13 protein-coding genes are annotated in these 13,442 nt (G+C 60.4%); 8 read left to right on the top strand and 5 right to left on the bottom strand.

Going from position 1 to position 13,442, the window contains the following annotated elements; all coding sequences use genetic code 11:
• Nucleotides 1-2: 2 nt before the first annotated feature.
• The 5 genes from AAEO81_RS02790 (at nt 3) to AAEO81_RS02770 (ending at nt 5,693) form a co-directional block, all read left to right on the top strand.
• On the top strand, nt 3-986 hold the full coding sequence (locus AAEO81_RS02790; RefSeq protein ID WP_341964450.1) for a FecR family protein: 984 nt from the start codon (nt 3-5) through the stop codon (nt 984-986).
• 153 nt (nt 987-1,139) lie between these two features.
• Nucleotides 1,140-3,575 (top strand): TonB-dependent siderophore receptor, encoded by a 2,436-nt coding sequence (locus tag AAEO81_RS02785; RefSeq protein WP_341961480.1) that lies wholly within the window; start codon nt 1,140-1,142, stop codon nt 3,573-3,575.
• 83 nt (nt 3,576-3,658) lie between these two features.
• Nucleotides 3,659-4,792, top strand: a complete 1,134-nt coding sequence (locus AAEO81_RS02780) for a PepSY-associated TM helix domain-containing protein (protein ID WP_341961479.1) — start codon at nt 3,659-3,661, stop codon at nt 4,790-4,792.
• Nucleotides 4,789-4,980 carry a hypothetical protein gene (locus AAEO81_RS02775; RefSeq protein WP_341961477.1) on the top strand — a complete coding sequence of 64 codons (192 nt, stop codon included), beginning with the start codon at nt 4,789-4,791 and terminating at the stop codon, nt 4,978-4,980. Before AAEO81_RS02780 ends, AAEO81_RS02775 begins: the two co-directional genes overlap by 4 nt.
• Nucleotides 4,981-5,078: 98 nt before the next feature.
• Nucleotides 5,079-5,693: a glutathione S-transferase family protein gene (locus tag AAEO81_RS02770; protein ID WP_341964449.1), complete on the top strand. Its 615-nt coding sequence runs from the start codon at nt 5,079-5,081 to the stop codon at nt 5,691-5,693.
• A 196-nt stretch (nt 5,694-5,889) separates the two neighbouring features.
• On the opposite strand, the gene creD is transcribed toward AAEO81_RS02770, so the two are convergent.
• The 4 genes from creD to AAEO81_RS02750 form a co-directional block, all read right to left on the bottom strand.
• Nucleotides 5,890-7,263, bottom strand: a complete 1,374-nt coding sequence (gene creD, locus AAEO81_RS02765; RefSeq protein WP_341961475.1) for a cell envelope integrity protein CreD — start codon at nt 7,261-7,263, stop codon at nt 5,890-5,892.
• An 87-nt stretch (nt 7,264-7,350) separates the two neighbouring features.
• Entirely contained in the window at nt 7,351-8,766 is a 1,416-nt protein-coding gene (gene creC / locus AAEO81_RS02760; protein ID WP_341961473.1) for a two-component system sensor histidine kinase CreC, read from the bottom strand.
• A complete protein-coding gene (gene creB / locus AAEO81_RS02755; protein ID WP_341961472.1) occupies nt 8,766-9,449 on the bottom strand; it encodes a two-component system response regulator CreB in 684 nt (227 codons plus the stop codon). The genes creC and creB overlap by 1 nt, the downstream gene beginning before the upstream one ends.
• Nucleotides 9,450-9,525: 76 nt before the next feature.
• Complete coding sequence (locus AAEO81_RS02750) at nt 9,526-10,026, bottom strand: ATP-dependent zinc protease (protein WP_166595662.1); 501 nt, start codon at nt 10,024-10,026, stop codon at nt 9,526-9,528.
• 194 nt (nt 10,027-10,220) lie between these two features.
• Between AAEO81_RS02750 and AAEO81_RS02745 the strand changes: the two genes are divergently transcribed.
• On the top strand, nt 10,221-11,114 hold the full coding sequence (locus AAEO81_RS02745; protein ID WP_341961469.1) for an acyltransferase: 894 nt from the start codon (nt 10,221-10,223) through the stop codon (nt 11,112-11,114).
• Between the two features lie 223 nt (nt 11,115-11,337).
• On the opposite strand, the gene AAEO81_RS02740 is transcribed toward AAEO81_RS02745, so the two are convergent.
• Nucleotides 11,338-11,886, bottom strand: coding sequence for a DUF2780 domain-containing protein (locus AAEO81_RS02740; protein WP_341964448.1), 549 nt, complete (start codon nt 11,884-11,886; stop codon nt 11,338-11,340).
• Nucleotides 11,887-12,129: 243 nt separating this feature from the next.
• Between AAEO81_RS02740 and AAEO81_RS02735 the strand changes: the two genes are divergently transcribed.
• Together AAEO81_RS02735 and AAEO81_RS02730 are read left to right on the top strand one after the other, a co-directional pair.
• Nucleotides 12,130-12,768 carry a sigma-70 family RNA polymerase sigma factor gene (locus tag AAEO81_RS02735; RefSeq protein ID WP_341961468.1) on the top strand — a complete coding sequence of 213 codons (639 nt, stop codon included), beginning with the start codon at nt 12,130-12,132 and terminating at the stop codon, nt 12,766-12,768.
• Complete coding sequence (locus AAEO81_RS02730) at nt 12,765-13,439, top strand: anti-sigma factor (RefSeq protein WP_341961467.1); 675 nt, start codon at nt 12,765-12,767, stop codon at nt 13,437-13,439. The genes AAEO81_RS02735 and AAEO81_RS02730 overlap by 4 nt, the downstream gene beginning before the upstream one ends.
• The last annotated feature ends 3 nt before the right edge of the window (nt 13,440-13,442 follow it).

Raw genomic sequence — 13,442 nt, 5'->3', positions numbered from 1 at the left:
GCATTCCGACGCGCCCGGTTTCATCGCACGTGTTGGACGCCGCGATCGCCTGGCAGCTTTGCCTGGACTGCGGACAAGGCAGCGAGGCCGAGCGTGAAGAGTTCGCCAAGTGGTACGCCGCCAGTGAGGAACACGCCCGGGCATGGTCGCAACTGGGCATGCTGGATCAACGATTCGTACGCACTACCGGCCCTGCCCGTTCGGCGCTGCTGCGCTCCCGCGAAGGCGTTGGCCGACAGATGCGTAAAGTCGGGCGCGGAGTGGCAGGTTTTGCCGTGGCCCTGGGGTTGACCCTGTTTCTGGGCGACCGCTTTTTGCCGATGAATTACTGGCTGGCGGATCAACGCACGGCAACCGGTGAGCAACGCACCATTCGACTGTCGGACAACACCCTCATTCGTCTCAATACCCACAGCGCTCTTGATGTGAAGTTCGACGCCAAACAACGTCGGGTCATTCTTCAGGAAGGCGAAATCTTCGTCGAAACCGGCAGCCACGAAGACCCACGGCCTTTTATCGTCGAAACCGACGAAGGCCAGATGCGGGCGCTGGGTACGAAATTTCTGGTCAAGCGCCGGGACGACGGCACCTTGGTGAGCGTGCTGCAATCCGCCGTGGCGGCTCATCCCCAGGCGTCCGACAACGAGATGATTTTGCGTGAAGGTCAGCAAATGCTGATCCAGCGTCACAGCCTGGGGCCGATGGTCGCGATTGCGCCCGGTGCAGACGCGTGGATGCGCGGCATGCTCGTGGTGGACAACGCCGCGCTCAAGGACGTCATCGCGGAGATTGGCCGATACAGGGCAGGTTTTTTGAGCGTGGCGCCGGAAGTAGCTGATCTGAGAATCACCGGCAGCTTCCCGCTGAACGACACCGACCTCGCCCTGAAGGCCCTGATGCCCACCCTGCCCGTGGCCATCGAAGCGCGCACGCACTGGTGGGTGACGGTGGTGGCCAACGATGCGAGGCAGACCCGCAAGCTGTAGGTCAAAGGCAATTCGCTTTCACAGGGCTGAGCCTTTGTACACCTGGTGAACCTGCGAAATTGTAAATCTAAATTATTTTCGATTCGGCCCTATCACTTTTGAAATCTCGTGCGGCACATAGGCATTGAGAACAATTCCACTCAGGAGCCGCCCATGTCCCGCACGCTTCAAACCCTTCTGCGACCGAGCTTGTTGGCTGTCGCCGTTGCTCTGACCGTTCCGTTGGCAAGCACGCACGTCATGGCCGCCTCGCAGGCGTCCAGCGTTCGTCCGTACAACCTGCCTGCGGCATCGCTGTCCACGACTCTGACCCAGATTGCCAGCCAGGCGGGCGTCGCGCTGTCGCTGGACCCGTCGCTGGCAGCAGGTCGCACGTCGGCACCGGTTCAGGGTCAGTTCGATGCGCCGGGCGCCATGGCCCAGGCGTTGCGTGGCACGGGTCTGCAACTCAGCCAGACGTCAGCGGGCACGTACAGCGTGATCGCCGCGCCAGAAGGCGTGATGGCGCTTCCGGAAACCAGCATTCAAGGCCGCCAGGACGGATTTGAAAGCGCATGGGGTCCGGCTGAGGGTTATGCCGCCACTCGCACCGCTGCGGGCACCAAAACGGATACCGCGCTGGCCGAAGCACCGCGTTCTATCTCCGTTGCCACGCGCCAGCAAATGCAGGACCGCGCCGTTCAAAACCTCGACGACGCCGTGCGTTACATGCCGGGGGTGGTCGCCAGCAGCTACGGCAGCGACAGCCGCGCCGAGTGGCTGAAAATCCGTGGCTTCGAGCCGACTCAGTTCCTCGATGGCCTGCCGCTGCCGAAAGGCGCCTACGTCATGCCAAAAATGGAAACCTGGGACCTGGAGCGCGTTGCCGTGCTGCGCGGCCCGGCCTCTTCGGTTTACGGCCAAACGCCTCCGGGCGGCATGATCGATATGGTCAGTCGTCGCCCGCAAGCTGAAGCCAGCCATGAGATTCAGGCTCAGGTCGGCAGTTACAACCGCAAGCAGATCAGCTTCGACAGCACCGGCAAAATCGACGACGCGGACACGTTTGAATACCGCGTCAGCGGTGTGGTCCGCGACAGCGGCACGACCGTCGATCACATTGACGACAAACGCTACAACATTGCGCCGAGCCTGACGTGGAACATCAACCCGGACACCAAGCTGACGTTCCTCAGCCAGTTCAACCGCGACGATACCGGCAGCACCAGCCAGTTCTTGCCGATCCAGGGCACCAAATACCCGTCGGCCGCCGGTCATGTGAAATACCACGAGAACCTGGGCGATCCGCACTGGGAAAACTACGACAAAACCTATTACGCACTGGGTTATGCCTTCGAAACGCGCCTGAACGACGTCTGGCAGTTCAAGCAAAACCTGCGCTACACGAAAAGTGATCTGGAATTCCACACCATTACCGCAGGCGGCTTCTTCGGCTCGGTGGCGGACGACGGCACACTTTCCCGCGGCGCCAACGTCGTGAACGAAGACATGAGCCAGTTTGCGCTGGACAACAACTTCCAGGCTGACTTCGACACTGGCGCGCTCAAGCACACCTTACTGCTGGGGCTGGATTACCAGCGCATCAACCACAACTACAAGTGGTTGTTCGGCAGCGCGCCAAACAGCAACATCATTACGCCGATCTATGGTCAGGACTTCAGCAAAGTCGCTTACACGGCGTTCCAGAACTACAACCAGAAAACGGACGACGTCGGTGCCTACTTTCAGGACCAGATGGCCCTGGACAACTGGCGCCTGACCCTGGGCGGTCGTCAAGACCTGCTCAAGACCGAGTCCAAGTTCTACAACACCAATCAGTCTGATGACCGCACCGACAGCGCCTTCACCGGCAACGCGGCACTGAGCTATGTCTTTGATTCGGGCTTTACCCCTTACGTTTCCTACGCCGAATCGTTCCAGGCGGAACAAGGTGGCGCCAATGGCAACGCCTTCAAACCGGGCACTGGCAAGCAGTACGAAGCAGGGATCAAGTACCAGCCTCCAGGTACCGACCTGCTGTTCACAGCCGCCGCTTACGACCTGACCCGTCGCGACATCGTGCTGAGCGACACACTGGGCGTGCAGCGTCCTCTGGGCGAAGCGAAGGTGCGTGGTTTCGAACTGGAAGCCGTCGGTAACGTCACCGACAACCTGAAAGTCACCGCGTCGTACACCTACGCCAACAGCAAGATGACCAAAGTCACCGACCCGCTGGACAAGAACCGTCCACTGCCGCTGACGCCTGAAAACGCTGCTTCCATCTGGGGCGACTACACCTGGCATACCGGGCTGCTCGACGGCTTCGGTCTGGGCTTCGGCGCACGCTACATCGGCGAAACCGACAACATTGCCATTGGTAGCTACGGCTTCGTTGCTGACTCGAATTACGGTCACAGCAATGCTTACACCGTTTATGACGCGGCCGTTCATTACGACCTCGGTCGCATGAACAACTCCCTCAAAGGCGTGAGCGTCTCGGTGAACGCGAACAACGTGTTCGACAAGGAATACATTTCCACGTGCGACGGCTTCTACTGCTACTTCGGCGATCGCCGCAGCGTGCTCGCAAGCGTGGACTACAAATGGTAATCGTTTAAACTCTCGAAACTGTACAACAAGGGCCGCTCGCAACAGCGGCCCTTTTGCTTTCGCTTAAACCCGGTACCCGCACCATGAAGAGCCAAACCATCCGCCGCTGGTCGTTCATCCACACGTGGAGCAGCCTGATTTGCACGCTGTTTCTGCTGATGCTGTCGATCACCGGCCTGCCGCTGGTGTTTCATCATGAGATCGATCACCTGCTCGGCGATGCCCCTGAAATCAAGGAAATGCCCGCCGATACGCCGCGCATGGACCTCCAGCAACTGGTAAAAGCCGCCGAAGCCCATCGCCCTGGCGAGGTCGTCCAATACTTCGGCTGGGACGAAGACGAGCCCAACGGCATCTATGCGTACATGGGCAAGACGGCGGGTGGCGACCCTAACGATACCCATACCTTCATGCTCGACGCCCGCACTGGCGAAGCGGTTGAAACACCGTCAGCCAACGGCGGTTTCATGATGGTGATGCTGCGTTTGCATGTGGACATGTACGCCGGGCTGCCCGGAAAGCTGCTACTCGCCTTCATGGGGCTGCTTTTTGTATTAGCGATTATTTCAGGCGTAGTGCTGTATGCGCCGTTCATGCGCCGACTGGATTTCGCCACCGTGCGCCCGAACAAATCGACCCGCGTGCGCTGGCTCGATCTGCACAACCTCATTGGTGTGGTGACCCTGACGTGGGCCTCCGTGGTCGGCATCACCGGCGTGCTCAACGCCTGCGCAGACCTGGTGATCGCGCAATGGCGCAACGACTCACTCGCCGCGATGGTCGCGCCCTACAAGGACGCCCCGCCGCTGACCGACCGCGCGCCCGCCACGCGCTTACTGGACATCGCCAAGACCACGGTGCCGGGCGCTGAGCCTTCGTTTATCGCGTTTCCCGGCTCGCGCTTTTCCAGCGAGCACCACTACTCAGTGTTCATGAAGGGCGACACGCACCTGACCTCGCACTTGCTGACACCCGTGCTGATCGACGCGAAAGACCTGACCGTCACAGCCATCGTCAGCAGCCCGTGGTACATGGACGCGCTACTGCTGTCGCAACCGCTCCACTTCGGCGATTACGGCGGCATGCCGATGAAAATCCTGTGGGGCGTGCTGGATGTGCTGACCATCATCGTGCTGGGCAGTGGCGTGTACCTGTGGTGGGTGCGGCGTAAAGCGGCGACAACGGCCAATGTTCATCAGGCAGTGGAGGCAGCATGACCCGGCACAAGAAGCACTCGGCCTTCTGGAAGACCTTCGCCAAACCGACATGGATCGCCGCACTCACCGCCGCCGGCCTGTTCGCCGCGCTGCTGGGTGATGGCGCGTGGGACGTGCTGTCATGGGTCGGCATGGGCATTCCGGCCTGGTTGAGCCTCAAGGGATTGATGGTGCGGCGACGGGCTTGACTGCCGATCCAGCGAAACCCGGTCGAACATTGCGCGGGGCACTGGCCCTGACTAGTCTTAGGGCCAGTTCGCTCAGAGGAATGTCCATGTCCCCCAGCATGACGCTGTATTTCAACCCGGCCTCGCCGTTCTCGCGCAAGGTGCTGATTCTGCTCCACGAAACGGGACAGACAGGGAGAGTCCACCTCAAGCCGGTCAATGTCACGCCCGTCAATCCCAATCCCGAGGTGTGTCACGACAACCCTTCCGGCAAAATCCCCGCGCTGGTCCTCGCCGACGACAACGTCATCCACGACAGCCGGGTGATCCTCGATTATCTGGACCATCAACACGTCGGTAACCCGCTGATCCCCCGCGAAGGCCCGTCGCGCTGGCGACGGTTGACACTGGCGTCACTGGCCGACGCTATTCTCGACGCAGCTGTATTGATCCGCTACGAGACCTTTCTTCGCCCCGAGGAGAAACAGTGGAATGACTGGCTCGAAAACCAGAGCGAAAAAATCGCCCGATCGCTTTCCTATTTCGAAACCGAAGCGGTAACTGAGCTGAGTGCGCGTTTCGACATCGCGTCGATCAGCCTCGCCAGCGGGTTGGGCTATCTGGACTTCCGCCAACCCGACCTGGGCTGGCGCAGCACCTATCCCCGCCTGGCCAGCTGGTATTACGAGATCAGCCAGCGTCCATCGATGCTGGAGACCCAGACACCCGTTTAGTCTCTTTGCAGATCAATCGGCCCCTGCGGCAGCGAGTTCAATCGCGAAAAAAGGCTCGTGGCCCGTAAACCCGTCGGTTGTACCGGCCTCTCGCGTTGAAATTCACCCCCACAGGTATCCAGCGTCAACCAACGCCCGATTTCCAGGGACAGCCCACGGCCCACTCGCTGATCCTCCCGCAACCCCAACCAGCGACTCATTTGGCCACCTCCAGCACGGGTTCGACAGGTTTAGCCGGTCGCTGAGCGATCGCGTACCAATCAAGTTTGCGAGTCAACACCATGAACACCACCAGCAAACCGAACAACAGCAACGAGCCCATCAGCAGTGCGTAATCCTCGGCGCTGAGCAACCCATAAAGCAGCGCGTACAACGTGCCCAGCCCAATGCCGAACCCCGTCCCATGCGCCACGCTACCCAGCACGTGGGAGACATAAAAGCTGATGAGCGCGACGCAGACCGTTGCTGAGATCAGATAGGCGACTCCAAAGCCGATGTGCTCCGACAGCGACAACAGCAGCAGGTAAAACAGCGCCAGCGCCGCACCGACCAGGGCGTATTGAACCGGGTGCACGGCCAACCCCTTGAGCACTTCGAACAGCAGGAAACCGGCAAACGTCAGCGCGATGAACAGCAGCGCGTATTTGATCGAGCGATCTGCCTTGAGGTATTGATCGACCGGCGAGATGAAGCTGACGCCGAAGCTGCGTGACGTGAGCTCAGTGCAGATTTTCGACGCCGGGCAGCGATTAAGAATGTCTTGCAAGTTGGTTGAGAAGAATGAGGTTTCCCAAGTGGCATTGAAATTCGTGTCGGACACGTTGCGAGCGCTGGGCAGGAAATTGCCGATGAAGCTGGGGTGCGGCCAATCCGCAGAAAGCTCCACTCGGCTGGATTTGCCAACGGGCGTGACCTGAAGCTGCCCGGTGCCTTGCAGGCGCAGGTCGAAGGCGAAACTCAGTGTCGTTTTCTCAGCGCCATTTTCCGTCGGCAGCATGACCCTGACGCCCTCGCCGAGCAGCGGGACATCGGTGCCGGGCACGAAATCGAATGTCTTGCCGTCAAGGTTGAGCTTCAGATCATTTTCGATGCCACGAACATCGCTGATACCCACCGCCAGGAACGGCTCGTCGAAATGGTAATTCTTGTATTCGTCGCCTAACCCGAAACGTTCAGGCAAAACGAAATTGCCCGCGATCGTGTTGGTCGCATGGTAGAGCCGCGCCTCGTAAATACCCCGAGCGCGCACCTCGGTCTGCACCTTGCCGTTGAGGGTGAATTCATCGGGGAGAAAATACAGCCGCCCTCGCTCTTCGACAGGCTCCTCGTAACGTTGTTGAGTGACCTCGCTGCGGCGAGACGCCTGAACGGTCCTGCGATACGGCACGATCAGCACAGGGCCGGTCAGTTGCTGGCTATAACTGGAACTGCGAGCGATGTCGTGGATCACAACATTGCGCCGACTCTGCCGGTCCTGAATGATCCCGTTGATCATCATCAGCGGGATCAACAAGAGCAGCATCAGCAGCCCGATCATCCCCAGTTTGTACAACGACACGCCTTTGTTCATGTGACTCTCCCGGTTTTTGATAGGAAGAGTGTGAGAAGCCCGTGTGGAGGAATGATGGGGTGAATGTGGAGTTTGTGTGGAGATCGGCTACAGAAGAACGCTCACCAGAACGCCGCCTTCAACATTTCCAATGTGCAGTTCACCGCCGTGCAGCTGCACCACTTCCTCAACGAAATTGAGTCCAAGCCCCGTGCTTTTACGGCCGCTGTCAGGCCTTGGCAGTGAATAAAAGCGCTCACTCAGGCGAGGCAGTGCGTAGTCGGGAATGGCTTCGGCGCTGTTGAACAGACTGACACGCAGCCGCCCACCTGCTCGCTCGGCAGAAAAGCGCAATGTGCCCTCGCCCGGAGTGAAGTCCAGCGCGTTCTCCGCCAGATTGGCGAACGCCTGACGTAACAGAAAACGTTCGCCCGTGACGCTGACGTCCGGCCCAATCGACTGCTCGATCTTCAGCCGTTTGCGCTCGATGCGCCCACTTTGGGCCGCGAGAACGTCATCGATCAATTCCGCAACAGGTACGCTGACAGACTCTTCCAGCGCCTGGCGTTGCTCGACCATCGCCAGGTGCAGGAGCCGCTCGATCAACTGCTGCATCCGTGCGCTCTCGTTGTCGATATTGCAGATGAAACGCCGACGTTGCTCGGACGGCATGTCTTCGTGGAGCAATTCCGCTGCCCCACGAATGGCGGCCAACGGGCTTTTCAGCTCGTGAGTCAGCGTATGCACATACCGTTCGACGTAGGCCTTGCCCTCAAGCTGTGTGCGCATGTGCTCCACCGCGTGTGAGAGTTGCGCCAACTCGCCGCCCCGGTAATGCGGCAGCTCGGCGCGTCGCCCTTCACTCACAGACTGCGCGTAGCTCGTCAGCCGACGTAAGGAGTGGCTCAGCCAACCCGACAGCAGCGCGGCGAATAACAGCCCCAACACCACCAGCCCCGCGCCGTACCAGAGCAAGCGTCGCTCGGTCCGGTCCACATAGGGTTGGAGCGAGCTGTTGGGTTTGGCGACGGTCACGACGCCGATGATCTGGCCGCCGTCACGAATCGGCGCGCCGACGTGCATCACGGACGAGTCCGGATTGTGTGGATCGAGGCGCGTCGAACGCGCGCCGTACTCGCCTCGCAAGGTCAGGTAGACGTCGTTCCAGCGCGAGTAATCCTGCCCCACCGCTTCGCCGCTGGAGTCGAGCAGCACGATGCCTTTGGCGTCGGTCACGTAGACCCGGTTGTTGACCTGATTCTTCGGCAAGCCCCAGATCGTCGCGCCGGGCTGACGCAGACCATAGGCCTTCAACACCTCGGGGAAATGGCTCTGGCTCAAAGTGCCGTTCTTGACGTCTTCACGCAGCACTTCGGCCAGCAGGTTGGCCGTGTCGACCAAGGTTTCCTCTGTGGACTGACGAACGCCGGGACGGACTTCCTTCATCACGGTACTGAGCACGAAATAGCCGGTCAGGCCGATGAACAGCGCATAGACCAGAAAAATCCGGATGCTCAGGCGCATCAGCTGCGCTCCGGGCTGTAGCTGTACCCCAAGCCACGATGGGTCTGGATCGGCTCCGCATCGGGCGCAATCATGCGCAGTTTGGCGCGCACGCTCTTGATGTGGCTGTCGATGCTGCGCTCATAGCCCGCATCGCTGGGCACGCCCAACGCGTCGAGCAATTGCTCGCGACTGAATACCCGCTGGGGTTGTTCCAGCAAGCACTGCAACAGCCGAAATTCGTGACGCGTGAGGCCAAGCGGTTGCCCGCGATAGGTGATGAGCACGCGATCCGCGTCGATCAAAAAATGACCATTGCTGGAGGCCGAGGGATCGATGCGTGGTGACATACGCTTGAGAATCGCCCGAACCCGCGCGGTGACTTCCCGGGGGCTGAAAGGCTTGACGACGTAATCGTCCGCGCCGATTTCAAGCCCCACCACCCGGTCGATTTCACCATCGCGAGCACTCAGAAACATCACCGGCACTTCGGTGAAACGGCGCAGTTGCTTGCAGGTTTCGAAGCCGCTGATGTCGGGCAAACCGATGTCGAGGATGACCAGATCGGCAGGTGTCGCACGCTGATACTCGACGGCCGCCAGCCCCAGCGCCAGCCACGTGGTGGTGAAACCCTCGCCCTGCAAGGCATAGACGAGGGTATCGGCGATGGCGGCTTCATCTTCGACAATCAGAATGTGGGGCATGGCATCCGAGCACTTGGCGTAAAGCCGGAACGGTGCCGGATATCAGGTCCGTACGTCAATCGGCGCTACGGCTTCATCAGCACTCGGGCTTGTCAGCGGTGTAACGACGGGCCGGGTTCACGGCCGCGCCGAATTCACGCAAGGCCTTGGCGCCGATCAGCAACGGGTAGTTGAAATGGCTTCGGTCCACCAGGTTCACCTCGACGGTGCGCTTGACGTTGCCGAGGCAAAGCTCCAGGTCCACCACCGGGCGTTTGGTCGGATCGACCGGCTCATCGTCATCATCGCCATCGGACCGGCCTTTGATGCGGCTGATGCGCGACACCTTGTGTTCGTAGACCTTGTTATCAGCGTCTTTGGTGGCCAGACGGAAGCGCACCCAGTCATCGCCATCACGCTTGAACAGCTCGATATCCTTGGCCGACAACGAGGCAGTGAGCGCGCCGGTGTCCATCTTGGCCTTGAAGGTTTCGCCGAATTCCGAAACCTGAATGTACTCGTAGCGACCGTACAACGTCGGTTCGGCGGCCATGACAGGCAACGCCAGCAGAGACAGAAGCGCCAGAAGGGATTTCACGTAACAGGTTCCTCGCAATGGGTGGGCGTTGCACGAGCCCGATTTTAGACCGCAACTTTGGGGTTCGTTCGCTTACAAAGAAAGAAGTCAGGCTATCGATAACCGAGTGAAACATTTGTCAGCGCTGGCCGGATTTGGCTACCTGAACCAAGCTGCTTATCATGCCCACCCCTGCCCTCGACCCTGAGTGATTTATGCGTCACCTGCTCACCGGAATTGCTGTCACGCTCCTGCTTCTGCTCAACACCCTGGTGCTGTTCGGGCCATTGATGGTCTTCGCGCTACTGAAACTGGTGTTCCAGAGCGAGATGCGAGACCGCTGTTCGTGGGCGGTGATGTGGATTGCCGAGACGTGGGCCGAGGTCAATAAGCTGATCTTCAAGCTGTGCATTCCGACGCGCTGGGAGATCAACGGCGACCAGGGCCTGCGCGACGACACGTCGTATCTGGTGATCAGCAATCATCAATCGTGGGTCGACATTCCAGCGCTGGTGCAGGCGTTGAATCGCCGGACGCCGTTCTTCAAATTCTTTCTCAAGAAAGAGCTGGTCTGGGTGCCGTTTCTCGGTCTCGCGTGGTGGGCGCTCGACTACCCGTTCATGAAGCGCTACACCAAGGCGTTCCTGGCGAAGAATCCCGAGCTGAAAGGCAAAGACCTGGAAATCACCAAGGAGGCCTGCGAGCTGTACAAGCGCCAGCCCGTCACCATCGTGAATTACCTGGAAGGCACGCGTTTCACACCCGCCAAACACGCGGAACAGGCATCGCCCCACTCCTACCTGCTCCGCCCCAAGGCCGGTGGCGTAGCCTTCGTGCTGGCCGCGATGGGTGAACAGCTGGACGCCGTGCTGGACGTCACCGTCGTGTACCCCGGCGACCGCATTCCCGGTTTTTGGGACTTGATCTCAGGGCAAGTGCCAAGGGTCATCATCGACATCAAAACCCGCGAACTCGACCCCGCCCTGTGGCGAGGCGATTACGAAAACGACCCGGTGTTTCGCGAATACGTGCAGGACTGGGTGAACCGGCTGTGGACCGAGAAAAACGCGAGGATTGCTGAGTTGCGTGGGGATCGATCACAGAGTTGAAGGTCGATAGACATTTACCGAACCCACCACCCGATCGCGGTTGAATTCGCGCCTACAGAAGTCTGTGCAACGGAGGAATGAAGGCCTGCCGCTGGCTTAACTGTGGGAGCGAATTCATTCGCGAAAGAACGGTCAGGCGACAAAGGCGTGCCGCCTGTACCGATGATCCCGACTACGTGCGCCCCATAGATCCGGCCGTAGAGGCGCGGTGGCATAGAGACAACTACTTCGCCCCCCACACCCCACCCAACGCTGACAACGCCGAGCCGCTTGCGCCTTGCTGACCCAGGTATTGCAGGATCACCGGGACGAACTGACCGACCATGTTGCCGTCCATGCCCAGTGCGCCGAAGGCTTTGGTCACGTCGCCCATGCTTTGCACGTTGCCCAGTGCGTTGTTGACGGCTGATTGGCTGCCGGAGTTGCCGAGCATGCCGCCCAACCCGCCGAGGCTGCCGAGTGCAGAGGTGCCGGCGAGTTGATCAAGGCCGGGGACGGACTGGCTCAGTTGCGAGTAGTCATTGCCAGAGAGCTTGTTCTTGGCCAGACCCAGCAGTGCGCCGGTGCCGCCGACGGCTTGCTGCGGGGTGACGTTCAGTTGGGTGCCGAGGGTGTTGAGCAGTCCGGCGGCCTCAGGGGCTGCGGTGGCTTTTTGTTGGCCGCCGGTGGCGCCGGAAACAGCATTGGCTGCATCGTTCAAGTTGAAAGCGAAAACCGGGGTTGCCGCCAGTGCCATCAGGGTCGCCAGAACAGCGCCGCGTGCGTTTTTCAGTGAAACGTTCATTGAGCCAACCTCACATGCAAAAGAACCGGCCGGGGCCGGCGTAACTCCGCGTTGGACCGCTGCCCCGATGGAAGTTCAAACCCGCCAGAATCCGCAGAGCCTGCGAAATATCTGCGTTTGCCGTGCATCCAGTTGATCCGCCGCGACGTATCCCCTGCATGGACGAAAACGCGCGCACTGTCCTGCCCGATGGGCGGTGGCGCTCCCGATTCCTTTTCGCGAGTAAAAACGGTGAATGGAACTGCGGCTCAACCTGGACTAATCTGCCAGCATTCTGGCCACCTGCGTGGCCGTCGCCGAACCCATGCCGGGAGCACGCTTATCTCTTCTGTCGACGCCGATGAACTCCGGCAACTGCTGGCGCAATGTTCGCTGGGCAATCGCCGGGCGTTCGAAACCCTCTACCGCAAGGTGTCCGGCCAATTGTTCGCAGTGGCGTTGCGTTGCATGGGCCATCGCGATCAGGCCGAGGATGTGTTGCAGGAAGCCTTCGTGCGTATCTGGAACAGCGCGTCGCAATACGAGCCGAGCCTCTCGGCGCCGATGACCTGGATGGTCAGCATCACGCGCAACAAGGCCATCGACCAACTGCGCAAACACCGTGAAGACCCGCTGACCGACGAGCAAGTGCAAGCCCTGTTCGATGAGGCGCCATCGGCTCATGAGCAGATGGAAAGCCTGCGCGATGCCACGGCGCTGCGTCGCTGCCTCGACACCTTGGACGGCATGCAGCGCCAATCGATTATCACCGCGTATTTTCACGGCGCGTCGCATGGCGATCTGGTCACGCAGCTGGCCGCGCCGCTGGGCACGGTCAAATCGTGGATTCGCCGAGGCATGGAGCGTCTGCGCAGGTGCCTTGAATCATGAATTACCTTCAGCCTGAATTGCGCCGTGCCCTCGCCGCCGACTACGCCATCGGCCTGATGCCCTCGACCGCCCGCAGGCGCTTCGAAAGCCTGCTGCTGGACGATCCAAACCTGCGCGCTGAAGTCGCTCAGTGGCAGGAAAGCCTGGTCGGGCTGACGACGGAGTTGCGGCCAGAACCGGTGCCTGAGCGCGTGTGGCAACAGATCGTCGCGCGCATTGAACCGCAGCGTCTGCACGTGCCGGAAAAACGCTCGTTCTGGAGTTGGATGCGCGTGGCCGCTGTCGCCTGCTCGCTGTTGGTCGCGATCATCGTGGGCGTGATCTACACCCGCGACAAACCGGACTTCAACGCCACACTGGTGGCCAACGACCAACAGCCAGCCCTGACCGTTCAGGCGTTCGAGCGCTATCTGAAAGTGGAGCCAGTGGCCGTAGCCTCGGTCGATCCGGGCCGCAGTCTAGAGCTGTGGGCGATTCCGCTGGATGGCGTGCCTGTCTCGCTGGGCGTGATTCCCGACGACGGCAAAGGACGCGTGGACTTGAGCGATGCTCAGCGCAAATTGCTGAGCGGGCAAACGACGATGGCGATCACGCTGGAACCGAAAGGGGGCTCGCCGTCAGGCAAGCCGACCGGACCGATTCTGTACAAAGGCCAGTTGGCGTCGCTGTAAGCG

It is taken from the genome of Pseudomonas sp. RC10 (assembly GCF_038397775.1).
GTDB classification, from domain to species: domain Bacteria; phylum Pseudomonadota; class Gammaproteobacteria; order Pseudomonadales; family Pseudomonadaceae; genus Aquipseudomonas; species Aquipseudomonas bambusae.
This window is presented reverse-complemented; position numbering and strand designations above follow the sequence as displayed.

Bases quoted from the DNA above. Each gene is read 5' to 3' on its own strand.
- AAEO81_RS02770 (WP_341964449.1), top strand. From the start codon at position 5,079: ATGACGCTGTATTTCAACCCGGCCTCGCCGTTCTCGCGCAAGGTGCTG.
- AAEO81_RS02745 (WP_341961469.1), top strand. From the start codon at position 10,221: ATGCGTCACCTGCTCACCGGAATTGCTGTCACGCTCCTGCTTCTGCTC.
- AAEO81_RS02785 (WP_341961480.1), top strand. From the start codon at position 1,140: ATGTCCCGCACGCTTCAAACCCTTCTGCGACCGAGCTTGTTGGCTGTC.
- AAEO81_RS02775 (WP_341961477.1), top strand. From the start codon at position 4,789: ATGACCCGGCACAAGAAGCACTCGGCCTTCTGGAAGACCTTCGCCAAA.
- creB (WP_341961472.1), bottom strand. From the start codon at position 9,449: ATGCCCCACATTCTGATTGTCGAAGATGAAGCCGCCATCGCCGATACC.
- creD (WP_341961475.1), bottom strand. From the start codon at position 7,263: ATGAACAAAGGCGTGTCGTTGTACAAACTGGGGATGATCGGGCTGCTG.
- creC (WP_341961473.1), bottom strand. From the start codon at position 8,766: ATGCGCCTGAGCATCCGGATTTTTCTGGTCTATGCGCTGTTCATCGGC.
- AAEO81_RS02780 (WP_341961479.1), top strand. From the start codon at position 3,659: ATGAAGAGCCAAACCATCCGCCGCTGGTCGTTCATCCACACGTGGAGC.
- AAEO81_RS02730 (WP_341961467.1), top strand. From the start codon at position 12,765: ATGAATTACCTTCAGCCTGAATTGCGCCGTGCCCTCGCCGCCGACTAC.